General features: G+C 68.3%; 22 protein-coding genes. 6 read left to right on the forward strand and 16 right to left on the reverse strand.

Annotated features, from left to right (window positions below):
- Positions 1–163: 163 nt before the first annotated feature.
- The 3 genes from lipA to KPB06_RS05210 form a co-directional block, all read right to left on the reverse strand.
- Positions 164–1,156 (reverse strand): lipoyl synthase, encoded by a 993-nt coding sequence (lipA, locus tag KPB06_RS05200; RefSeq protein WP_059576014.1) that lies wholly within the window; start codon positions 1,154–1,156, stop codon positions 164–166.
- Positions 1,149–1,895 carry a lipoyl(octanoyl) transferase LipB gene (gene lipB, locus KPB06_RS05205; protein ID WP_226224889.1) on the reverse strand — a complete coding sequence of 249 codons (747 nt, stop codon included), beginning with the start codon at positions 1,893–1,895 and terminating at the stop codon, positions 1,149–1,151. Before lipB ends, lipA begins: the two co-directional genes overlap by 8 nt.
- An 84-nt stretch (positions 1,896–1,979) precedes the next feature.
- On the reverse strand, positions 1,980–2,306 hold the full coding sequence (locus KPB06_RS05210) for a DUF2917 domain-containing protein (protein ID WP_059642796.1): 327 nt from the start codon (positions 2,304–2,306) through the stop codon (positions 1,980–1,982).
- A 102-nt stretch (positions 2,307–2,408) separates the two neighbouring features.
- Between KPB06_RS05210 and KPB06_RS05215 the strand changes: the two genes are divergently transcribed.
- Positions 2,409–3,398 carry a transcriptional regulator GcvA gene (locus tag KPB06_RS05215; RefSeq protein ID WP_226224887.1) on the forward strand — a complete coding sequence of 330 codons (990 nt, stop codon included), beginning with the start codon at positions 2,409–2,411 and terminating at the stop codon, positions 3,396–3,398.
- Between the two features lie 22 nt (positions 3,399–3,420).
- Here KPB06_RS05215 and KPB06_RS05220 read toward each other — a convergent pair whose 3' ends face one another.
- From KPB06_RS05220 to KPB06_RS05265, 10 genes are all read right to left on the reverse strand, one after another.
- On the reverse strand, positions 3,421–3,729 hold the full coding sequence (locus KPB06_RS05220) for an HP0495 family protein (RefSeq protein ID WP_011546305.1): 309 nt from the start codon (positions 3,727–3,729) through the stop codon (positions 3,421–3,423).
- Entirely contained in the window at positions 3,729–4,655 is a 927-nt protein-coding gene (locus KPB06_RS05225; RefSeq protein WP_059576005.1) for a D-amino acid aminotransferase, read from the reverse strand. The genes KPB06_RS05220 and KPB06_RS05225 overlap by 1 nt, the downstream gene beginning before the upstream one ends.
- 48 nt (positions 4,656–4,703) lie before the next feature.
- Positions 4,704–6,014 carry a D-alanyl-D-alanine carboxypeptidase family protein gene (locus KPB06_RS05230; protein ID WP_059642762.1) on the reverse strand — a complete coding sequence of 437 codons (1,311 nt, stop codon included), beginning with the start codon at positions 6,012–6,014 and terminating at the stop codon, positions 4,704–4,706.
- A 508-nt stretch (positions 6,015–6,522) separates the two neighbouring features.
- The gene (locus tag KPB06_RS05235; protein WP_012329296.1) at positions 6,523–7,167 is read right to left on the reverse strand and encodes an alpha/beta hydrolase; all 645 of its coding nucleotides are present in this window, start codon (positions 7,165–7,167) and stop codon (positions 6,523–6,525) included.
- Between the two features lie 13 nt (positions 7,168–7,180).
- Positions 7,181–7,498 carry a (2Fe-2S) ferredoxin domain-containing protein gene (locus KPB06_RS05240; RefSeq protein WP_050018157.1) on the reverse strand — a complete coding sequence of 106 codons (318 nt, stop codon included), beginning with the start codon at positions 7,496–7,498 and terminating at the stop codon, positions 7,181–7,183.
- Between the two features lie 144 nt (positions 7,499–7,642).
- The gene (locus KPB06_RS05245; protein WP_059576002.1) at positions 7,643–8,794 is read right to left on the reverse strand and encodes a VanZ family protein; all 1,152 of its coding nucleotides are present in this window, start codon (positions 8,792–8,794) and stop codon (positions 7,643–7,645) included.
- A 43-nt stretch (positions 8,795–8,837) separates the two neighbouring features.
- Positions 8,838–9,461, reverse strand: a complete 624-nt coding sequence (locus KPB06_RS05250; protein WP_059575998.1) for an ABC-type transport auxiliary lipoprotein family protein — start codon at positions 9,459–9,461, stop codon at positions 8,838–8,840.
- 38 nt (positions 9,462–9,499) lie between these two features.
- Entirely contained in the window at positions 9,500–10,429 is a 930-nt protein-coding gene (locus KPB06_RS05255) for an MlaD family protein (protein ID WP_059575996.1), read from the reverse strand.
- Positions 10,430–10,446: 17 nt separating this feature from the next.
- On the reverse strand, positions 10,447–11,361 hold the full coding sequence (locus KPB06_RS05260) for an ABC transporter ATP-binding protein (protein WP_099316859.1): 915 nt from the start codon (positions 11,359–11,361) through the stop codon (positions 10,447–10,449).
- Complete coding sequence (locus tag KPB06_RS05265; RefSeq protein ID WP_059575991.1) at positions 11,358–12,482, reverse strand: MlaE family ABC transporter permease; 1,125 nt, start codon at positions 12,480–12,482, stop codon at positions 11,358–11,360. The genes KPB06_RS05260 and KPB06_RS05265 overlap by 4 nt, the downstream gene beginning before the upstream one ends.
- A 335-nt stretch (positions 12,483–12,817) precedes the next feature.
- Between KPB06_RS05265 and KPB06_RS05270 the strand changes: the two genes are divergently transcribed.
- Together KPB06_RS05270 and KPB06_RS05275 are read left to right on the forward strand one after the other, a co-directional pair.
- Positions 12,818–14,887 (forward strand): bifunctional 2',3'-cyclic-nucleotide 2'-phosphodiesterase/3'-nucleotidase, encoded by a 2,070-nt coding sequence (locus tag KPB06_RS05270; RefSeq protein WP_275906088.1) that lies wholly within the window; start codon positions 12,818–12,820, stop codon positions 14,885–14,887.
- Between the two features lie 8 nt (positions 14,888–14,895).
- On the forward strand, positions 14,896–15,741 hold the full coding sequence (locus KPB06_RS05275) for a tetratricopeptide repeat protein (protein ID WP_124658668.1): 846 nt from the start codon (positions 14,896–14,898) through the stop codon (positions 15,739–15,741).
- Positions 15,742–16,106: 365 nt separating this feature from the next.
- On the opposite strand, the gene KPB06_RS05280 is transcribed toward KPB06_RS05275, so the two are convergent.
- Both KPB06_RS05280 and KPB06_RS05285 read right to left on the reverse strand, forming a co-directional pair.
- Positions 16,107–16,694: a type VI secretion system amidase effector protein Tae4 gene (locus tag KPB06_RS05280; RefSeq protein ID WP_081066517.1), complete on the reverse strand. Its 588-nt coding sequence runs from the start codon at positions 16,692–16,694 to the stop codon at positions 16,107–16,109.
- Positions 16,670–17,467, reverse strand: coding sequence for a PAAR domain-containing protein (locus KPB06_RS05285; protein ID WP_275906087.1), 798 nt, complete (start codon positions 17,465–17,467; stop codon positions 16,670–16,672). Before KPB06_RS05285 ends, KPB06_RS05280 begins: the two co-directional genes overlap by 25 nt.
- A 277-nt stretch (positions 17,468–17,744) precedes the next feature.
- Here KPB06_RS05285 and KPB06_RS05290 point away from each other — a divergent pair, with 277 nt between their 5' ends.
- The 3 genes from KPB06_RS05290 (at position 17,745) to KPB06_RS05300 (ending at position 19,906) form a co-directional block, all read left to right on the forward strand.
- Positions 17,745–18,665: a biotin--[acetyl-CoA-carboxylase] ligase gene (locus KPB06_RS05290; RefSeq protein ID WP_059575984.1), complete on the forward strand. Its 921-nt coding sequence runs from the start codon at positions 17,745–17,747 to the stop codon at positions 18,663–18,665.
- The gene (locus KPB06_RS05295; RefSeq protein ID WP_059642779.1) at positions 18,662–19,462 is read left to right on the forward strand and encodes a type III pantothenate kinase; all 801 of its coding nucleotides are present in this window, start codon (positions 18,662–18,664) and stop codon (positions 19,460–19,462) included. The genes KPB06_RS05290 and KPB06_RS05295 overlap by 4 nt, the downstream gene beginning before the upstream one ends.
- Before the next feature lie 201 nt (positions 19,463–19,663).
- On the forward strand, positions 19,664–19,906 hold the full coding sequence (locus KPB06_RS05300; RefSeq protein ID WP_059575981.1) for a hypothetical protein: 243 nt from the start codon (positions 19,664–19,666) through the stop codon (positions 19,904–19,906).
- A 16-nt stretch (positions 19,907–19,922) separates the two neighbouring features.
- Here KPB06_RS05300 and rfaE2 read toward each other — a convergent pair whose 3' ends face one another.
- Entirely contained in the window at positions 19,923–20,408 is a 486-nt protein-coding gene (gene rfaE2 / locus KPB06_RS05305) for a D-glycero-beta-D-manno-heptose 1-phosphate adenylyltransferase (RefSeq protein ID WP_012329309.1), read from the reverse strand.
- Positions 20,409–20,448: the final 40 nt, after the last annotated feature.

Genomic DNA, 20,448 nt, shown 5'->3' on the forward strand with positions numbered 1-20,448 from the left:
ATGCCGTTTCAGCTTTGCTTTTCATGCTCGACCGGATTGCGCGTCCGGTCGGGTAACGATTGCCGTGCGCAGGCACGGATAACCGCCGCGCCAACGAAAAAGCCCGCATCGCTGCGGGCTTTGTGAATTGCGGGACTTCTGCCGATGGACGCGAACGCGGCGCTCAGACCACCCCCGCCCCATGCGCCTGCAGATCGGCGTGATAGCTCGAGCGCACCATCGCACCGACGGCCGCGTGCGTGAAGCCCATCTTGTACGCCTCTTCCTCGTACATCTTGAACGTATCGGGATGCACGTAAGCCCGCACCGGCAGGTGGTGCTCGGACGGCTGCAGGTACTGGCCGATTGTCAGCATGTCGACGTCGTGCGCGCGCAGGTCGCGCATCACCTGCAGGATTTCCTCTTCGGTCTCGCCGAGGCCGACCATCAGGCCCGACTTCGTCGCGACGTCCGGATGCAGCGCCTTGAAGTCCTTCAGCAGTTTCAGCGAGTGCGCGTAGTCCGAACCCGGGCGCGCTTCCTTGTACAGGCGCGGCACCGTTTCGAGGTTGTGATTCATCACGTCGGGCGGCGCGGCGTTCAGGATCGAGATCGCGCGGTCGAGACGGCCGCGGAAATCCGGCGTCAGGATCTCGATGCGCGTGTCGGGCGACTGCTCGCGCACTTCGCGAATGCATTCGACGAAGTGGGCGGCGCCGCCGTCGCGCAGGTCGTCGCGGTCGACGCTCGTGATCACCACGTACTTGAGCTTCAACGCGGCGATCGTGCGCGCGAGGTTCTTCGGTTCGTCCGCGTCGAGCGGATCGGGACGGCCGTGGCCGACGTCGCAGAACGGGCAGCGGCGCGTGCACTTGTCGCCCATGATCATGAACGTCGCGGTGCCCTTGCCGAAGCATTCGCCGATGTTCGGGCAGCTCGCTTCCTCGCACACGGTGTGCAGGTTGTGCTCGCGCAGGATCGTCTTGATCTCGTTGAAGCGCGAGCTGCCGGTGGCCGCCTTCACGCGGATCCACTCGGGCTTCTTCAGCTTCTCGATCGGAATGACCTTGATCGGAATGCGCGCCGTCTTCGCCTGCGCCTTCTGCTTGGCGGTCGGATCGTAGGCCGGGGTCGCGGCCGAATCGGCCGGTGCGGGAGAAGCGGTAACGTCAGTCATTCGATTGTTCCAGTGCGTGCGGCTTGTCGGCGGCCGCGGGTGCGCCGTCGAGGTTGGCGATCAGACGCCCCACCAGCGTGTGGGCGACGTCGTTCCAGTCGGCGGCAACCTCGAGGCTCGCCATGTCGACGGTTTCCAGTCCGGCATAGCCGCACGGATTGATCGCAAGAAACGGGCGCAGATCCATCTTCACGTTCAGGCTCAGCCCGTGATAGCTGCAGCCGTTGCGGATCTTCAGGCCGAGCGCGGCGATTTTCGCGCCCTCGTGCACGCCGGATGCCACGTAGATCCCCGGCGCGCCCGCCTTGCGGACCGAAGCGAGATTATACGCCGCGAGGGTTTCGATCACGGCCTCCTCGATCTTCGTCACGAGCGTGCGCACCATCAGCTTGCGCCGGCGCAAGTCCAGCAGCAGGTAGACGACGATCTGGCCGGGGCCGTGGTAGGTGATTTGCCCGCCGCGGTCGACCTTCACGAGCGGCACGCCGCTGTCGGCCACCAGCAGGTGCGCGGGGTCGCCGGCCTGGCCGAGCGTGTAGACGGGCGGATGCTCGACCACCCAGATCTCGTCGCCGGTGTCGGCCGTGCGCGTGTCGGTGAACGCGCGCATCGCGTCGAAGCTCGCTTCGTACGCCTCGCGGCCCCGCCACCGCACGGTGACCGGCTGATCCGGGGCTCCGGCGGGCGATGCGGAAACGGCGACAGGCGTGGACACGATGGAAACCGGCGAAACGGACATGGGCGGTAGTTTACCGAAAACCCGTGGGTCTCGCCGGCCTGGGCAGGGGGACGGATCGCCGGTATCCGTCGGATGAAACGAGGGTCAAACGGTGCGCCAGCCGTCGTGGAACAGCGCGCTCACGCGTTCGCGCAGCCGGGTCAGCCCGCCGAGCGCGACCTCCCGCGGCGGCCGCGACACCGAGAACGCGACACACGCGCCCTCGCGGCCTTCCGCGCTGAGCCACAGCCGTTCGCCGCGGCGCAGCTTCAGCGTCTCGCCGTCGGCCAGGAAGTAGTCGTCGACGTCGTTGCTGCGCGTCGCCCAGACCGGCCCGCACTGGACGGTCAGCCGCGTGCTGCGCTGCACCTTCATCGGCACGGTTTCGCCCGGGGGAATTTCGAACGTGATGCTTGAAGAGATTTCTTGCATGATCGACTCCGCCAATAAGTGCTTCGATGGCTACAATCGTAGTCATTCAAAGGCGTCCGACCAAACGACCAATTTTCACGACGATGTGAGGAAAATTAGCAAATGGACCTCCGCCAGCTCCCGGCGCTGAACGCGATTCGCGCGTTCGAGGCCGCCGCCCGCCACGAGAACTTCTCGCGCGCCGCCGACGAGCTGTTCGTCACGCACGGTGCGGTCAGCCACCAGGTGCGCGCGCTCGAGGAGGAGCTCGGCGTGCAGCTCTTCACCCGCAACGGCAAGCGGCTGTGCCTGACCGACGCCGGCATGCGCTATGCGCAGCAGATCCGCACCGCGCTGATGGTGATCGCCGACGCGACGCGCGACGTGCGCGCGAGCGACCGCGACCGGCGGCTGGTGGTGTCGATGCTGTCGTCGTTCGCCGCGCGCTTCATCACGCCGCGCATCGGCACGTTCATCGAACGGCATCCGGAAATCGACGTCGAGCTGCAGTCGACCAACTCGCTCACCGATTTCGCGCGCGACGACGTCGATCTCGCGATCCGCTTCGGCTTCGGCAGCTATCCGGGGCTCCATGTGGAGCCGCTGTTCGAGGAGGTGTTCTTTCCGGCGTGCGCGCCGACGCTGAACGGCGGCAAGCTGCCGCAAACGCCGGCCGATCTCGTGCACTACCCGCTGCTGCGCTCGGACGACGAACTGTGGCGGCCGTGGTTCGACGCGGCCGGGCTCGATACGTTGACCGAGCCGAAACGCGGGATCCTGTACCAGGATTCGTCGAACTTGCTGCTGGCCGCGATCGAGGGCCAGGGCATCGCGCTGGTGCGCCGCTCGCTCGCGGTGCACGACCTGCTCGACGGGCGCATCGTGCGCCTGTTCGACATCGACGGGCCGAGCCCGTGGCACTATTTTTTCGTGTGTCCGCCGCCGCTGCTGAACACGCCGCGCGTGCAGGCGTTCCGGACCTGGCTGTTCGAGGAAGTGGCCGAATTCAAGCGGCTGTGCGACGAGCTGGACGCGCGGCGCGCGGCGGGGAAATGCCCCGCCGAGTGCGCGCTGGAGGGAGGATGGAAAGGGATCAGCGGCCGTTTGCGCTGATCCCGCACGCCGGAACGGACGCTTAAAGGACGACCTTGACCATCGGATGGCCGGTCAGCGCGCGGTAGATGTTGTCGAGCTGTTCCTGGCTCGTCGCGCGCACGGTGATCGTGAGGCCCGTGTAATTGCCGCCGCTCGATGCGCGCTCCTCGATCTTCTCCACGTCGATCTCGTTGTCGTGAACGGCGACGACCTTGAAGATCGTGTCCTTGAACTCGGGGTGCGCCTTGCCCATGATCTTGATCGGGAAATCGCACGGAAACTCCAGCAGCGACTCCTTCCGGGTCTCGATCGCGCCGGTCACCTCGACGGTTTTGGTCGGTTCGCTCATCACTTTCTCCGGGTTAGGTCAAACTGTTCAAACTCGCGTGCCTTCGCACGCTGGTACGCGTCGTACAACGCCGCGAACACGGGCCCCGGCTTGCCGCCCTGCACGGGCAGATCGTCGAGCGACGTGACAGGCAGGATTTCCTTCGTGGCCGACGTGATCATGATTTCGTCCGCCGAGCGCAGTTCGACCTCGCTGATCTCGCGCGCGACGAACCGGATCCCGCATTCCTCGGCCAACTGCTCGACGAGCGCGTAGCGGATCCCTTCGAGGATCCTGTTGCTGCGCGGCGGCGCGAACAGTTCGCCGTTCTTCACGATCCACACGTTCGACGACGACCCTTCGGTCACGTTGTCGTCGCGCAGCTGGATCGTCTCGAACGCATCGCGTTCGGCCGCATGCTGCGCCATCAGCACGTTGCCGAGCAGCGAGATCGACTTGATGTCGCAATGCAGCCAGCGGCGATCCTCGGCCGTCACGCAGCGCACGCCCTTCGCGCGCTCCTCCGCCGACGGCAGCCGCAGCGGGCTCGTCATCGCGAACACGGTCGGCACCGCGTTCGCCGGGAACGCGTGGCCGCGCTTCGCGACGCCGCGCGTCACCTGCAGGTAGACGAGCGCGTTGCCGTCGCCGAGGCCTTCGGCGTTCGCCGCGACCAGCCGCTCGATCAGCGCGCGCCAGCCCGCCGCGTCGTGCGGGTTGTCGATGCCGATCTTCTTCAGGCTGCGCGCGAGCCGGTCCAGATGCTGCTCGATCCGGAACGGCACGTGCGCGCCGTCGTGCGCATAAACGGGGACGACTTCATACACGCCGTCGCCGAAGATGAATCCGCGGTCGAGCACCGGCACACGGGCTTCGGACAGCGGCACCAGTTCCTCCTGCGACGAGACGCTGAGGTAGACGATCGGTTCGAATTCGGCTTGGCTCATGGCTATGTCAGATGGGGATGAAGTCGTGAAAACAAAGGCCCGTCGCGCTTACTTCTTCTTGCTGAACATCAGCAGGATCGAGTCCCAGATACGACCGAAGATACCCGCTTCCGGCACGGCCTGCAGCGCGACGACCGGGAATTCGGACAGCGTCTTGCCGTCGGCGACGATCTTCACGGTGCCGACCTGCTGGCCTTGCGCGAGCGGCGCGATCAGCGGCGCGTTGACGTCCACTTCGGTCTTGACCTTGTCGCCGAGGCCGCGCGGCACGGTCGCCCACTGGTCGCTCTTCACGCCGACCTGCACGGTGTTGTCCTTGCCCTTGTAGATGCGCGGCGTCGAGATCGCCTGGCCGCCCTTGAACAGGCGCACCGAATCGAACGCGCTGTAGCCGTAGTTCAGCATCTTCATGCTGTCCTGCGTGCGATCGCTTTCCTTCTGCTCGCCCATCATCACCGACACGAGGCGGCGCTGGCCGTCGACGCCCGGAATCGCGCGCTTGGCCGATGCGATCAGGCAGTAGCCGGCCGCCTGCGTGTGGCCCGTCTTCAGGCCGTCGACCGTCGGGTCGAGCCACAGCAGCCGGTTGCGGTTGCCCTGGCGGATGTTGTTGTACTTGAATTCCTTCTCCGAGAAGATGCCGTAGTACTGCGGAAAATCGCGGATCAGGTGGGCGGACAGCTTCGCGAGGTCGCCGGCCGTCGTGTAGTGGTTCGGGTCGGGCATGCCGTTCACGTCGGCGAAGTGCGTGCCCTTCATGCCGAGGCGCTGCGCCTCGTCGTTCATCATCGTGACGAACTGCCCTTCGCTGCCGCCGACGAGTTCGGCCAGCGCGATCGCGGCATCGTTGCCCGACTGGATGATCATCCCGTACACGAGGTCGTGCACGGACACCGGCTTGTTCGCCTCGATGAACATGCGCGACTCGTCGCGGCCGACGCGGCGCACGGCCTCGCTCGGCGTGACGATCTGCTCCATCGAGATCTTCTTCTTGTCGAGCGCCTCGAACACGAGGTACGCCGTCATCAGCTTCGTCAGCGACGCCGGCTCGACGCGTTCGTCCGCGTTGCCCGATGCGAGCACCGTGTTGCTCGTCGCGTCGACGAGCACCCACGAGCGCGCGTTCACGCCCGGCGGCGGCACCGCGCCCGGCATGTAGGTCGCGGGCGCGCCGGTGAACTGCTCGGCGGCCGGCGCCGCATGCGCGGCCTTGGCCTTGGCGGCCGGCTTCGCCTCGGCGACGACGATCGTCGAGGCGAGCGCGACGGGCAGCATCACGCCGAGCGCGACGTTGCGCGCGGCGGTGCCGAAGGCGATGGAGGAAGCGAGGGACTTGAGGCCTTGGGAAGACAGACGCATGATCGATTCAGGCTGATGGCAGAAAGTGCGGTGCGAAACGCGCAGGGTTGAACGGCAAGGCGGCGGGCGTGTCGGGCGCTCGCCCGACACCGTCGGGCGACGCGAAACGCGCCGGTTGGACTCGTGCGGGCGCGTTCGGTTCGCGGCCGTCGCGAGCGGGCGGACAGGCGGCGAAACGAGCGCCGCATGGGCCCAGCCGGGCCGCGGGCAACGCGGAAGCGGCCATTATACGTGGCCGCGAACGGCGTTTTCGCGAACCGGGCGGCAGGCGCCCGGCTATCGGCTGCAAGAGCATGACACGGGAGTGCAGCGGGCAGGCATGCGCGAAGCCGCGCGAAAGGCGGGCGCAGGCGGCGTGCCACTCGCGTTGCGCGGCCCCAGAGCCGGCACCGCGCCGCGCAGTGTGGCGCGATGTCGCGCGAGGTTGCGCGCGGCAAGGAGTGCGCACCGACCGGATGCGCCGGTACGTGATACGGGCACCGGGCTCAGGCCGGCGCCCGCATGCGGGCTAGCGCCACGCGTCGACGATGATGCGCTTCAGCACGTGCAGCTTGCGATGAAGGAAATGCTCGGCGCCGGGAATCACGACGACCGGCAGCTCCTGCGGCCGCGCCCAGTCGTACACCGACGCGATCGGCACCGTGTCGTCGGTCTCGCCGTGGATCACGAGCGTGTTCTCGGGCACGTCGGCCACCTGCCAGCGGCTCGCGGCCGTGCCGACGAACACCATCCGCTCGATCGTCTCGCCCGCGTCGCGCAGGCGCTTCGCGACGTGCGACAGCACGAAGGTGCCGAACGAGAAACCCGCGAGCACGAGCGGCAGATCCGCATACGCGGGCTGCGCGCGCATGTGCGCGAGCACCGCGAGCAGGTCGTCGGCCTCGCCCGTGCCGTTGTCGTGCACGCCTTCGGTCGCGCCGACGCCGCGGAAGTTCGACCGGTAGACGACGTAGTTCAGCTGCACGAGCGTGCGCGCCAGTGTTTGCGCGACCTTGTTGTCCATCGTGCCGCCGAACAGCGGATGCGGATGCGCGACGAGCGCGATGCCGCGCGGCGCGGCGCCGCCCTCGCGCACGGCGTCGGGCAGGTCGACCGCGATTTCGATCTGGCCGACCGGGCCCGCGATCAGCGATTTCTGCGTATGAACGTTCATTGCGCCGGCCCGCTCAGATTTTCAGGCGGTCGACGACGTTGCCGTCGCGCAGGTGCGACTCGACGATCTCGTCGATGTCGGCCTGGTCGACGTACGTGTACCACGTGCCTTCCGGATACACGACCATCACCGGCCCTTCCTCGCAGCGGTCGAGGCAGCCGGCCTTGTTGATGCGGACCTTGCCGGGCCCCGCGAGACCGAGCTCCTTCACGCGCTTTTTCGCGTATTCCTGCATGGTCTGCGCATTGCATTGCGCGCAGCTCGGACGCTCGGCGCCCGGATCGCGCTGGTTCAGGCAGAAGAAGACGTGGTGCTGGTAGTAGGAATCCATGGTGATGACGAGCGGCCCGGCGCGAGGCCGTGCGCAAAGAGGGGCGATGAATTGCCGTTGCGCGACGCGGCAACGGAGGATGCGGACGATTATAGCGACCGGCGCACGCGGCTGCCCGCGGCGCGGCCGCCGCCGGCTGCCGCGTCAGCGGCGCAGCGCGGCCGGCAGCCACGCGTGCTCGACGCGCTGGCCGAGCCAGATCAGCGCCGCGTAGGGCCAGATCCACGCGAGCCAGCGCGCGAGGCTGTTGAAGTGCACGTAGCGGCCCTGCCGCCAGCCCGACAGCGTGAAGTCGAAGAACGGGTTGACCGGCAGCAGGTTCACGAGCGCGACGCCGGCCAAAAGCGCGAGCGCCGCGAGCATCGCGCGCCACGTTGCCGGCACGCGCAAGGCGACGAGCGCCGCCGCGAAACCGAGCTCGATGCCGAGCCGCGCGCCGGGCGTCGCCCACACGACGACGAGGCCGGTAGCCGACTGCATGAACGTCGCGGCCGCCTTCAGCACGAGCGTGGCGACCACCAGCGCGACCAGCAGCCGGATGCGCGGCGCGCGCGGGCGCATCGCGAGCGACGCGATCGCCAGCGCCGCGAACAGCATCAGCCCGCCGAGCACGGCTTCCCACGCGGAATCGGACAGCCAGCCGTCGACCCGCTCGGGCCATTCGCTGACGTGCCACGCGGCCGGCAGCCACGCGAGCAGCGCGTCCTGCATCGACGCGTCGGCGCGCTCCCACAACGCGGCCGGCCAGTCGCCGATGCCGAACAGGAACGGCGACGGAAACACGATCGCGAACGGCCACAGCGCGGCGAGCAGCAGCGGCGTCGAACCGTCGGCCTCGAGCCACGCGAAGCGCAGCCGGCGCAGCACGCCGCGGTCGAGCAGCGCGCCGGTGGCCGGCGCGGCGAGCGCCGCGCCCAGCAGCGCGCCGAGCGCGTTGGCGCCGAGATCGAGATTCGATGCGACGCGCGTCGGCAGGTAGGTCTGCAGCGCTTCCATCGCGCCCGACAGCAGCACGCCGAGCGCGCCCGCGATCAGCGTCGCGGCCACGCCCCGCCAGCGCGGGTGCAGCGCCAGCACGCCGAGCGCGCCGAACGGCAGATAGCCGAGCACGTTCGTGACCACGTCGAACGCCGTCACGTAGCGCTGCATCGGCGCGAGCAGGTAATCGAACGGACCGATGCCGAGCGACACCCAGCCATCGAACGGATACAGCGACGCATAGACGATCAGCGCCGCGTAAGCGGCAAACGCCTGCCGCGCGAGCGGCGACGCGCGATGCGTGCCCGGCACGTTCATCGCGGATGCAATCGCGGATGCAATCGCGGCTGCGCGTCGGGCGTCACGGCGTGCCCGCGTACGCCTGCACGCCGACCCACGCGGCGATCTGCGACACGAGTTCGTCGCTGGCCGCGGCGAGCGCACGCGCGCCGCCGGCCGCGTCGGGCGTGCTCGACGGCGCGCGCGCGACGAACGTGCGCTGGCCGAGCACCTTGCCGTCGAGCGTCAGCGTCGCGCGCGCGGTCACCGCGCCGTGGCTTTGCGACTGCCCGTCGAAGACCTGCTCGAATTCGCTCAGGTCGACCTTGAGGGTCGGCGCGCGCACGCCGTCGACGCCTTCGAGCACCGTGCCGCGCGACGACAGCGCGCCGCGCAGGCGCTGCGTGAGCAGTTGCGCGGGCGGCGCGGTCCAGCGGCTGTCGCGATAGACGGCCACGTGCTGCGCATCGGCATAGGCGAGGCGGTACGCGAACTTGTCGGAATCGAGCGCGTCGGGCGCGGCGACGTCGAGCACCTTCAGCGCGGGGCCCGAACCGGTGGTCGCCACCGACGACGCAGGCCCCAGGTCGTAGCGGATGTTCGACAGCACCGCGCTGTTGCCGGCGCAGCCGGCTGCCGCCGCGAGCGTCAGTACGGCAAGCGCGGCCGCTGCCGGGCGCAGCGCGCGGTCAAGGATTCGTGGCATGGCGTATTCCTGCGTAAGGTTTCCGGTTTCGATGGGCGTCAGTGCCCGGCCGTCGCACCCGGCCAGACGAAGCCCGCTTCGCCCGGCCCGGGCGCCGCGCCGGGCGATCCGAACAACAGACTGCGCGGGTTGCGGCCGAGTTCACCGGCGACGTCCTTCAATTGCCGCGACGCGTCGCCGACGCTGTCGGCCAGCGCATTGAAGCGCGGCAGCGTGTCGTACTGCACGCGCGCGTTGAGGCCGTTCAGCGCGACGCCGACCTGCTCGGCGGCCGTGCCGGCCTTGTTCAGGTTCGACACGAGCGGCCCGTTCGGCTGCAGCAGCGTGTTCGCCGACGCCATCGCGCGGTTCACCTCGTGCATCGTCTCCGGCAGCGCGGTGACGGCCGGGCCGAGCTGCTTCGTCAGCGTCGCGGCGCCGTCGGCCGCGTGCTGCAGGCTTTCGGCGGTCGCACGCAGCTGCTCGCGCATCTCGGGCGACATCAGCGCGTTCGCGCTCTTCGCGGCCAGTTCGAGCTGCCGCAGCAGCACGTCGCCGCGTTCCTGGATCTGGTCGAACAGGCTCGGCCGCATCGGGATCTGCGCGATGGCCTTCGGCGACGACGGCAGCGGCGACAGATCGCGCCCCGTATCCTCCAACTGCACGAACGCGATGCCGGTCACGCCCTGGAAGCCGAGGCTGCCGTAGGTCGACTGCGTGATCGGCGCGTCGTGATCGACGAGGATGCGGATCCGGATCTGGCCCGGATGCGTGCGATCGAAGCCGATCGACTGCACCTTGCCGACGTCGAGGCCGCGAAAGCGCACGGCCGCGTCCGGAAAGAGCCCCGTCACGTTGGTGCGCGCGAGCAGGTCGTACGGCACGCGCACGGTGCGGTCGACGTTGAACCAGAACACGGTGCCCGCGATCGCGAGCGTCAGCGCGATCGTGAACAGGCCGGCCCAGAACGCATGTGATTTGTTTTCCATTCGCGGGTTCCTTGCTTCTACAGCTCGACGCTCGACAGCGCCGGTTCGAGGGCCGCCTTCGGCAGCTTCGCGCGCCGCTCGGGCGGCAGCGCCTGCAATGCGCGGCGCCCGCGCAGCCCCAGGAAATACTCGTGGATGAACGGATGATCGACGTTCGCGGCCTCCTCGACGGGCGCCGCGACCAGCACCTTGCGGTCGGCCAGCACCGCGACGCGCGTCGACAGCGCGACCATCGTGTCGAGGTCGTGCGTCACCATCACGACGGTCAGCCCGAGCGTGCGGTGCAGCGTCGCGATCAGCTCGACGAATTCGTCCGACGCCTGCGGATCGAGGCCCGCCGTCGGCTCGTCGAGGAACAGCAGCTCGGGTTCCAGCGCGATCGCGCGCGCGATGCCGACGCGCTTCACCATCCCGCCCGACAGCGCGGCCGGCATCTTCGACGCGTGCTTGCACGGCAGCCCGACCATCTCGAGCTTCAGCATCACGATGTCGTGCAGCAGGTCCGGCGGCACGCGGCCGAGCTCGCGCAGCGGCTGCGCGACGTTGTCGAACACCGTCATCGACGAGAACAGCGCGCCCTGCTGGAACAGCATCCCCGAGCGCGTGCGCATCATCCGCGCGCTTGCGTCGTCGATCGTCGCCGTATCCTCGCCGAACACCTTGATCGTGCCCGACGTCGGCCGTTCGAGGCCGAGGATCTGCCGCACGAGCGTCGTCTTGCCGGAGCCCGACCCGCCGACGATCGACACGATCTCGCCGCGCCGCACGTCGAAGTCGAGCTTCTGGTGAATGATGTTGCGCCCGTAGCGCTTGGTCAGGTTGCGCACCTCGATCACGAGATCGCCGGCATCGACGGCCGCGCCCGGCCGGGGGCCGACCGACCCGGCGCCGATGGCCGCGGCATGCGCGGTCGTTTCGTTCGATGCGTTCATCCGAGCCCCACGTTCTGGAACAGGATCGCGAACACCGCGTCGGCGAGGATCACGACCGTGATCGACGACACGACCGACGTGGTCGTGCCTTCGCCGAGGCTCTGCGAGTTCGCCTTGATCCGGAAGCCGAAATGGCACGCGACCAGCGCGATCAGCATGCCGAACACGACGCCCTTGCCGACGCCGATGTACAGGTTCGCGATCGGCACGACGCCCGGCAGCGAACGCACGAAATAGTTGATGTCGATGCCGAGCACGATCTTCGCGGCGAGCGCTCCGCCCGTCAGCGCGATGATGTTGGTCCACATCACGAGCAGCGGCATCGCGACGCCGAGCGCGAGCACGCGCGGCAGGATCAGCCGCAGCCCGTGCGGGATGCCCATCACGCGCATCGCGTCGAGCTCTTCCGTCACGCGCATCACGCCGATCTGCGCGGTGATCGCCGAGCCCGACCGGCCCGCGACGAGGATCGCCGACAGCACGGGGCCGAGTTCTCGGATCACCGACAGCCCGAGAATGTTCACGATGTAGCGGTTCGCACCGAACATCTGCAGCTGCTGCGCCGACAGGTAGCTGAGCACGATGCCGATCAGGAACGCGACGAGCGCGGTGATCGGCAGCGCCTGCGCGCCGGCGCTGTAGATGTTCGCCGAGGTTTCCTTCCACGGCATCGTCTTCGGGCGGCGCAGCACCGACAGCGCGTCGAGGATCACGAGGCCGAACATCGCGATGCCGCCCTGCAGGTGTTCGCCGAACGCGAAGATCGCCTGGCCGAGCCGCGTGACGGGATCGACGCGCACCACGCGCTCGGGCGCCTCGCGCGCGCTGTCGAGCCGCTCGATGCGCTCGAAGATCGTGCGCTGCGTGGCGCTCAGCGCGACGCCCGCCGGCAGCTTGCGGCCCCACACGCGCCACAGCGCCTGACCGCCGACGTGGTCGAGCCGCTCGATGCCGGACAGATCCCATTCGATGACGCGCCCGGCGGCGATGCTCGCGATGCGGCGCGCCACGGCGCCGCGGTTGCGCGCGAGCGAGAGCGCGGTCCACTGGCCGGTCAGGCGCACCGTCTGGCCCTGGCCGCCGGCGTCGACCGACAGGCCGGGAGGGGTCTCGAAGTCCAAGGGCAGGTTGTTTGCAAAAGGATGACAGCGGCCATTGTAGCGAACCGCCCGGCGCCGCGACGTGAGGATGTGGGCGGGGCACCGGGCTCGGGGCGCGGCCGGGGCGCCGGGCCGGAGCCGGGGCGGCTGGGCCGTGCCCCGACGCCGCCGAGCGTCGCGGGGCCTGTTCATGCCAATAACGGGCCTGGGCCCGTGGCCGGTATCGCGACCTTTCATTGTTCCGTCACGTTTCCTTTCGATACTCTCACGCGCCGCACGTCAGGCCGTCGGCGCGCCGCGCCGCCATTCGTGCGTACCTCGCGTTTGATAAAACAGAACACCGAACAGGACATCCGATGCGTCTCCCCCCGCTTTCCCGCCGCCACGCGCCGGCCGCCGCCGCGCTCGCCAGCCTCGCCTTCGCCCTCGCAGGCTGCGGCGGCGACGACGTCACCGCCACGCCGCCGTCGCGGCCCGAGGCCCAGGCGCCCGCCGGCACGACGGCCACGCTCGCGCTGCTCGAGACGACCGACCTGCACACCAACGTGCTGTCGTACGACTATTTCAAGCTCGCCGCCGACAATTCGCTCGGCTTCGAACGCGTGGCGACGCTGATCGCGCAGGCGCGCAAGCAGTACCCGAACACGCTGCTGCTCGACAACGGCGACACGATCCAGGGCACCGCGCTGTCGGACTACCAGGCGCTCGTGAAGCCGGTCGGCTGCGACCAGACGCTCGCGATCTACAAGGTGATGAACGCCGCGAAATTCGACGGCGGCGGGATCGGCAACCACGAGTTCAACTACGGGCTGCCGTACCTGTCGCAGGTGACCGGCAACACGTTCGAGGTCGACGGCCTGCCGGCGCCGGCCCAGCAGAAGAAGTGCGCGGGCCCGAATTTCCCGCAGGTGCTCGCGAACGTGATCAGCGCGAAGACCAACGCGCCGCTGTTCGCGCCGTACACGATCCTGACGCGCACGGTGACGGCCACGACGCCGGACGGCAAGACGGTCAGCGCGCCCGTGAAGATCGGCATCATCGGCTTCACGCCGCCCGCGATCATGAACTGGGACAAGCGCTGGCTCGACGGCAAGGTCTACACGACCGGGCTGAAGGAAGCGGCCGAGAAGTACATTCCGGAAATGCGCGCGAAGGGCGCCGATCTCGTCGTCGCGATCTCGCACGGCGGCCTCGACAATTCCGCGTACTCGCCGACGATGGAAAACGGCAGCTGGTGGCTGTCGAAGGTGCCCGGCATCGACGCGATGCTGATCGGCCACTCGCACCAGGTGTTCCCGGACGCGAACAGCACCGTGGCGCAGTTCAACCTGCCGGGCGTCGACAAGGTCAAGGGCACCGTCAACGGCGTGCCGACCGTGATGGCCAACTACTGGGGCAAGCACCTCGGCGTGATCAAGCTCGGCCTGAAGTTCGACGGCAAGACGTGGGCCGTCGACAAATCGCAGACGACCGTCGAGGCGCGGCCGATCCAGAACGCCGACAAGAGCTACGTCGCGGCCGACCCGTCGGTCTCCGCCGCGATCGCGGCCGAGCACCAGGCGACGATCGACTACGTGAAGACGCCGATCGGCTCGACCGACTACCGGATGAACACGTACTTCGCGGACGTCGGCGATCCGGGCGCGATCCAGATCGTCAACGAGGCGCAGGCCGACTACGTGAAGACGTACGTGCAGGCGAACCTGCCGCAGTACGCGTCGCTGCCGGTGCTGTCGGTCAGCGCGCCGTTCAAGAGCGGCTTCGGCGGCGGCACCGACTACACCGACGTCGCGCCGGGCGCGCTCGCAATCAACAACGCGGCCGACCTGTACCTGTATCCGAACACCGTGTACGCGGTGAAGGTGAGCGGCGCCGACGTGAAGAACTGGCTCGAGACGGCCGCGAAGCGCTTCAACCGGATCGACCCGACGCAGGCGACCGTGCAGCCGCTCGTCAGCACCTTCCCCGGCTACAACTTCGACATGTTCACGTCGGCCGATCTCGCGTATGAAGTCGACGTCACGCAGCCGGTCGGCAGCCGGATCAGGAACCTGACGTACAAGGGCGCGGCGATCGACCCGAACGCGCAGTTCATCGTCGCGACCAACAACTACCGCGCGAGCGGCGGCGGCAACTTCCCGGGCCTCGACGGCAGCAAGACGATCTTCGCGTCGCCCGACGCGAACCGCGACGTGCTGATCGCGTTCATCAAGAAGCGCGGCGCGATCACGCGCGCGGCCGACGGCGCGCAGCGCAGCTGGCGCTTCACGAAGCTCGCGAGCTCGGTCGCGCACGTGCGGTTCGCGTCCGCGCCGAACCGCCTCGGCGACGCGGCGGCGGCCGGCCTGACCGGCATCACGCAGGTCGCGGCCGACGACGGCTCGGGCAAGAACCTCGCGACCTACGAAATCGACCTCACGCAATGAGACACGCGATGCAACCGATCCGGACGATGCGGCCCGCCGAAACCGGCCTCGCCGCCGCCGCGCGGCGCGTGCTGCGCGCGAAACTCCCGCCGGCCGCGCTGCTCGCGGCGGCGGCCGTGACCGTCGCGGCCGTCGTCGCGGCCGCCGGCCTGCGCGGCGCCGGCCCCGCGCCGAGCGCCGCGCAGCTCGACGAATGGCAGGCGATGGTCACGCAGGCGACCGAGCCGCATGCGCTGGCCCAATTGCGCACGCTCGCGCGCCGCGGCTCGGGCGCCGCGCAGGCGGCGCTCGGCATCGCGCTCGTCGATGCGCACGAACCGGGGTTGCGCGACGAGGGGCGCGGCTGGCTGGAAACGGCCGCGGCGGCAGACGGCCGGGCCGACGCGCCGGCTGCGCGGCGCGCGCGGCTCGCGCTCGGCAAGGCATTGCTGCTCGGCAGCGGCGACTTCCCGAAAGACTATGCACGCGCCCGCGCGCTGCTCGGCGCGGCGGCCGAACAGGGCGACCCGGCCGCCGCGTATTACCTCGGGCTGATCTACCGCAGCGGCTACGGCATCGCGGCCGACCCGGCGCAGGCCGCGCACTGGTTCGACGTCGCGTCGCGCGCGGACATTCCGGCTGCCGACTTCATGCTCGCGAACGCGTACCGCGACGGCAGCGGCGTGCCGCGCGACGACGCGCGCGCACTCGCGCTGTATCGCCGGGCCGCCGAGCACGAGCTACCGGAAGCCGTGCAGACGCTCGCGATGGCCTATCGCAACGGCGAACTCGGGCTTCGGCCCGACGCGGACGAATTCCACGCGCAGTGGATCGAGACCGCGCATGCGCTGAAGCATCCGGTCGTCGCGCCGTGACGCGATAGTCCTTCGGCTCGCGCTTGCCGTGGCGCGAGTCCTCCGCATGATCTAACGCCCCGCTCATCGATCGCCGTCACGCGGAATCGGTTGCGGGGCCCGGGCGAGCGCACCTCAATCCCGTTCCCGCATTTTTCCTTCCCGGTTTCTCCCCCAGACGCAACCACACCAGCCGCCGATTACCGAGACCACAGCCACGGATACCAACCAGCCGAAAAAAAACAGGTTGGCGACTCTCGGGTGCGTATCGAACAGACTGCCCCTTCCGTGAAGAATCAAAACGCCGAACAAATACAACCCACCCCAACAAACGAGTGTGGTCACGGCCGAGCCGGCAATTGCACCGATGGTAAATCCCAATAGTTTCATTTGATCGGAAAAAACAGGATTCTTTTCGAAACACGAAAATCGGACCAAAATCCAGGAATCACGATATTCCAGCGGATTCGAATTCCAGTACCGAATCCCGTGAGTTTTTCGCCATTCCATAGATCAATGTGCCCACCGCTTGCATTTGCATCTGCCTCGCCCTCGCGAGTCCAGTAGCCGTCAAACATGATGATGCCTGTTCGTCCTTCGACCCTATCCCTCCAATTGGTGCCGGTGACGTTTTCCGCCTTCCCCAGCCCTGCAAATGGTTGCAGCCTCAACCACTCGCCGAGCTCGTTGGCGCGCGTGGCAGTTGCTCGCCCGTTCAACAGGATACGCCCGATGCTCGACTGACCGCCAAGCGGCTTGACCAGTTTCGACGAAAAGGACTTCATTTCTATGCCGACCCGGTGAAGCGCGACGCTCAACCGAATGGCGCATTGATTGGTATAAGCGGGATTCTTATAAGGATTGCCCGACGGATACGCGGCCCACAGTTCCTTGAATGTTACTGCCCTGAGTTGCACACCCTTGATCGAATCAGGCGTCGTGTTCGTTGTTACGGTTGTCGGTCTGTTTGGCATGGCGGCCAGTCCTCGTGGGCAAGCGCATCCTCACCCCAATATACTTGGTAACTTCCGGAGATCTCGGTATGAATGCGCGGCAACCGACCGTTGGTATCGACGCGGCCCGCGATCGTCCGCCCATCGGCCATTTCTATCAAATACGGATAATTCTGAGATAGCGTAGTGCCGATGCAGGCGCGCACCTGTTCGTCATAGATGGGAGCAGTGCGAGATCGTGGTGCGGTATCTTCTTTTTCGTCGATCTCTCCCATTCGCAGTTTCTTCTCGGCGCCGGCTGCATCTCGTGACGTCAGAATCATCTTCATGCCACGCTCGGCATAGAAGACGGGGGGCGGACTACATCCGCATACGTTGACATCGCCACTCAATGCCCACTGCCGACCATTGGGCCCCGTACCCGGCAAACGCGGACCTTCCGGCGCGATGAACCCTTCCTGTTTGCAAGCCGCGCAGTAGGTTTTCATGTAAAGCGTGGCGATCTGTACACGTGGGGGTGGACTGGAACACGTGACGAACTCCAGCCCTTCCGTAATCACGGCGTTACCGCCCCGGTCGCCTTTGGCAAGGAAATAGCGAATCATGCCGGCCAGCCACGGAACGTCCGGCCCGAACGCTTCTCGTCCGTAGCGGAATGAACCGCTGCCGACGCGATGACTGCCTTCTTGCCGTCCAGGACAAGCCGACCACTCTGCGCAGCAAGCCGGCAAATAACCATGAAAGAAAATGCTGGTGACGCTTGCCCGTTGCTCATCTGGATTCCTCGTCGTCAATGGCTGGAATCCAAAATGCCCAATCCGCACGAGGCAATCAATCAGACGTATTCGAAATCGCAATCAATTAATATGGGTCGACTATATGTTTTCATCACGAACAAGAGCCGGGCGACTTCACCTATCGTGACGATGCCCTTCCGCTTGAGAACGCGATACCTTCGCCTGGCGGCGACGCAATTCGAGCGGACCTGTCGCGACGATCCGGACAAGCGCCTCGACACACGCCTGCCCACTTGCCAACTCCCACCGCCCCCCTGTCGCTACAATAGGCGCCATGAACGCCCCCACCTCCTCCGACACGCCCGAATCCGGCGACGCGCACATCGCGCGCAACCGGCTCGAGGCGCACCTGGATGCCGCGCCGCGCGCGTGGCCGCTCGACATCGTCGCCGCCACCGGCTCAACCAACGCCGACGTCGCGGCCCGGCTCAAGGCGCTGCCGCGCGGCCCGAACGCGTTGCCCGCGCCGCTCGTGCGCGTCGCGTTCGAGCAGACGGCCGGCCGCGGCCGGCAGGGCCGCCCGTGGTTCGCGCAGCCCGGCAATGCGCTGCTGTGCTCGGTCGGCTGCATCGTGCCGCGCGCCGTCGATGCGCTCGGCGGCCTCAGCATCGCGATCGGCGTCGCGCTCGCCGAAGGGCTGGCCACGCTGCCGCTCGACGCCCGCATGCGCGTCGCGCTCAAATGGCCGAACGACCTGCTGCTGACGGCCGCCGACGACGGCGCGCCGCGCATCGTCGGCAAGCTCGCCGGGATCCTGATCGAAACCGTCTGGACCACCGCCGACGCCACCGCCGTCGTGATCGGCTTCGGCATCAACGTGCGCGGCGCGCAAGCCGTGGCCGCGCAGGTCGACGCGCTGCGCGCGCGCGAAGCGACGCTCGCAAGCGGGCTGCCGCCCGCCGCGCTGTCGATCGCGTGCGCGTCGGCGAACCTCACCGATACGCTCGCCGCGTCGCTGAACGCGCTCACGCCCGCGCTCGCGCAATTCGGCGCCGACGGCCTCGCGCCGTTCCTGCCGCGCTGGCACGCGCTGCACGCATACGCGGGCCGCGAAGTCGTGCTGCTCGAACAGGGCGTCGAACGCGCACGCGGCATCGCGACGGGCATCGACGCGACCGGCCAGTTGCTGCTGGACACGCCGAACGGCGTGCAGACGATCGCGGCCGGCGACGTGTCGCTGCGCGAAGCGCAATGAGCGAACCGTACCTGCTGATCGACGCCGGCAACAGCCGGATCAAATGGGCGCTCGCCGACACGCGGCGCACGCTCGTCGACACGGGCGCGTTCGGCCACACGCGCGACGGCGGCGCCGATCCCGACTGGTCGCGCGTGCCGAGACCGCGCGGCGCCTGGATCTCGAACGTCGCGGGCGCCGACGTGGCCGCACGGATCGACGCGCTGCTCGACGCACGCTGGCCGGGCCTGCCGCGCACGACGATCCGCTCGCGGCCCGCGCAATGCGGCGTGACGAACGGCTATACGACGCCCGAACAGCTCGGCAGCGACCGCTGGGCCGGCCTGATCGGCGCGCACGCGGCGTTTCCGGGCGAGCATCTGCTGATCGCGACGTTCGGCACCGCGACGACGCTCGAGGCACTGCGCGCGGACGGCCGGTTCACCGGCGGGCTGATCGCGCCGGGCTGGGCGCTGATGATGCGCGCGCTCGGCACGCACACCGCGCAGTTGCCGACGCTGACCACCGATATCGCAAGCGGGCTGCTCGCGGGCGCGCAGGCCGAGCCGTTCCAGGTCGATACGCCGCGCTCGCTGTCGGCCGGCTGCCTGTACGCGCAGGCCGGCCTCATCGAACGCGCATGGCGCGATCTCGCCGATGCCTGGCAGGCGCCCGTGCGGCTCGTGCTGGCAGGCGGTGCGGCAGACGACGTCGCACGTGCATTGACGGTCGCGCATACGCGGCATGACGCGCTGATCCTGTCCGGGCTCGCGCTGATCGCAGCCGATGCGGGCGACCCGGCAACGGCGCCGGATTGACGCGCGCGTGCCGGCGCGCGGCGGCGCGGGCCGATGCAAGCCCAGGCGGGCCCGCGTCACGCCGACGATGCAATACGCGCGACGCCGCGCCTGCGGCCCGCACGAACGGTCAGGTCAACGGAAGCCATGAAAAAAGCCGGCCCTTCGGCCGGCTCGACTGAACGACGTGAACCACGTCAATGACGACAAGGAGTTTCGACGATGCTGCGCTGGCTGATCGCTGTTCTCTTTCTCGCCAACATGCTCGCGTTCGTGGTGGCGCGCGGCGTGTTCGGGCCGCTGCCGGCGGCCGGCCCGCGCGAACCCGGCGTGCTGTCGCGGCAGGTGCGGCCCGACGCATTGCGCGTGACACCGCTCATGCGCGCGACCGACCAGCCCGTGGTCGGCGGCCCGATCGCGGCGCCGGCCGTCACGACCGCGCCGCTCGCGGCATCGGCCCCGTGACGGCCCCGCGCCGCGCTCAGGACTGTTGCGCGCGCACCTTCTTCAGCAACGCGGTGGTCGAGCGATCGTGCTCGAACGGAATCGCCAGCGCCCGGCCGCCCCAGCCGCGCACGAGCGCCGATTCCGGCAGCGCGTCCATGTCGTAATCGCCGCCCTTCACGAGGATGTCCGGACGGACGGCCTCGATCAGCGACACGGGCGTCTTTTCCCCGAACGTCACGACCCAGTCGACACTTTCCAGCGCCGCGAGCAATGCCGCGCGATCCTCTTCGCGGTTGATCGGCCGGTCGTCGCCCTTGCCGAGCATGCGCACCGACGCATCGCTGTTCACGCCGACGATCAGGCACGCGCCGAGCGCTTTCGCATCGGCGAGATACGTGACGTGACCGCGATGCAGGATGTCGAACACGCCGTTGGTGAACACGACGGGCGACGGCAGCGACGCACGCAGCGCGACGAGGGCGTCACGGGTGATCAGCTTGCGTTCGAAGGTGGCGGACATAATGGCGACAGGACGGAATGGACCACGGCGCGCGCGACGG

This window comes from Burkholderia semiarida, assembly GCF_029268935.1.
Classification (GTDB): domain Bacteria; phylum Pseudomonadota; class Gammaproteobacteria; order Burkholderiales; family Burkholderiaceae; genus Burkholderia; species Burkholderia semiarida.

What these genes read in the sequence shown, in the direction of transcription:
- KPB06_RS05215 (WP_226224887.1), top strand. Translation starts at nt 2,409, where the DNA reads ATGGACCTCCGCCAGCTCCCGGCGCTGAACGCGATTCGCGCGTTCGAG.
- KPB06_RS05225 (WP_059576005.1), bottom strand. Translation starts at nt 4,655, where the DNA reads ATGAGCCAAGCCGAATTCGAACCGATCGTCTACCTCAGCGTCTCGTCG.
- KPB06_RS05245 (WP_059576002.1), bottom strand. Translation starts at nt 8,794, where the DNA reads ATGAACGTGCCGGGCACGCATCGCGCGTCGCCGCTCGCGCGGCAGGCG.
- KPB06_RS05255 (WP_059575996.1), bottom strand. Translation starts at nt 10,429, where the DNA reads ATGGAAAACAAATCACATGCGTTCTGGGCCGGCCTGTTCACGATCGCG.
- KPB06_RS05220 (WP_011546305.1), bottom strand. Translation starts at nt 3,729, where the DNA reads ATGAGCGAACCGACCAAAACCGTCGAGGTGACCGGCGCGATCGAGACC.
- KPB06_RS05260 (WP_099316859.1), bottom strand. Translation starts at nt 11,361, where the DNA reads ATGAACGCATCGAACGAAACGACCGCGCATGCCGCGGCCATCGGCGCC.
- KPB06_RS05300 (WP_059575981.1), top strand. Translation starts at nt 19,664, where the DNA reads ATGCTGCGCTGGCTGATCGCTGTTCTCTTTCTCGCCAACATGCTCGCG.
- KPB06_RS05210 (WP_059642796.1), bottom strand. Translation starts at nt 2,306, where the DNA reads ATGCAAGAAATCTCTTCAAGCATCACGTTCGAAATTCCCCCGGGCGAA.
- KPB06_RS05250 (WP_059575998.1), bottom strand. Translation starts at nt 9,461, where the DNA reads ATGCCACGAATCCTTGACCGCGCGCTGCGCCCGGCAGCGGCCGCGCTT.
- rfaE2 (WP_012329309.1), bottom strand. Translation starts at nt 20,408, where the DNA reads ATGTCCGCCACCTTCGAACGCAAGCTGATCACCCGTGACGCCCTCGTC.
- lipB (WP_226224889.1), bottom strand. Translation starts at nt 1,895, where the DNA reads ATGTCCGTTTCGCCGGTTTCCATCGTGTCCACGCCTGTCGCCGTTTCC.
- KPB06_RS05280 (WP_081066517.1), bottom strand. Translation starts at nt 16,694, where the DNA reads ATGCCAAACAGACCGACAACCGTAACAACGAACACGACGCCTGATTCG.
- KPB06_RS05270 (WP_275906088.1), top strand. Translation starts at nt 12,818, where the DNA reads ATGCGTCTCCCCCCGCTTTCCCGCCGCCACGCGCCGGCCGCCGCCGCG.
- KPB06_RS05230 (WP_059642762.1), bottom strand. Translation starts at nt 6,014, where the DNA reads ATGCGTCTGTCTTCCCAAGGCCTCAAGTCCCTCGCTTCCTCCATCGCC.
- KPB06_RS05275 (WP_124658668.1), top strand. Translation starts at nt 14,896, where the DNA reads ATGCAACCGATCCGGACGATGCGGCCCGCCGAAACCGGCCTCGCCGCC.
- lipA (WP_059576014.1), bottom strand. Translation starts at nt 1,156, where the DNA reads ATGACTGACGTTACCGCTTCTCCCGCACCGGCCGATTCGGCCGCGACC.
- KPB06_RS05240 (WP_050018157.1), bottom strand. Translation starts at nt 7,498, where the DNA reads ATGGATTCCTACTACCAGCACCACGTCTTCTTCTGCCTGAACCAGCGC.
- KPB06_RS05235 (WP_012329296.1), bottom strand. Translation starts at nt 7,167, where the DNA reads ATGAACGTTCATACGCAGAAATCGCTGATCGCGGGCCCGGTCGGCCAG.
- KPB06_RS05295 (WP_059642779.1), top strand. Translation starts at nt 18,662, where the DNA reads ATGAGCGAACCGTACCTGCTGATCGACGCCGGCAACAGCCGGATCAAA.
- KPB06_RS05290 (WP_059575984.1), top strand. Translation starts at nt 17,745, where the DNA reads ATGAACGCCCCCACCTCCTCCGACACGCCCGAATCCGGCGACGCGCAC.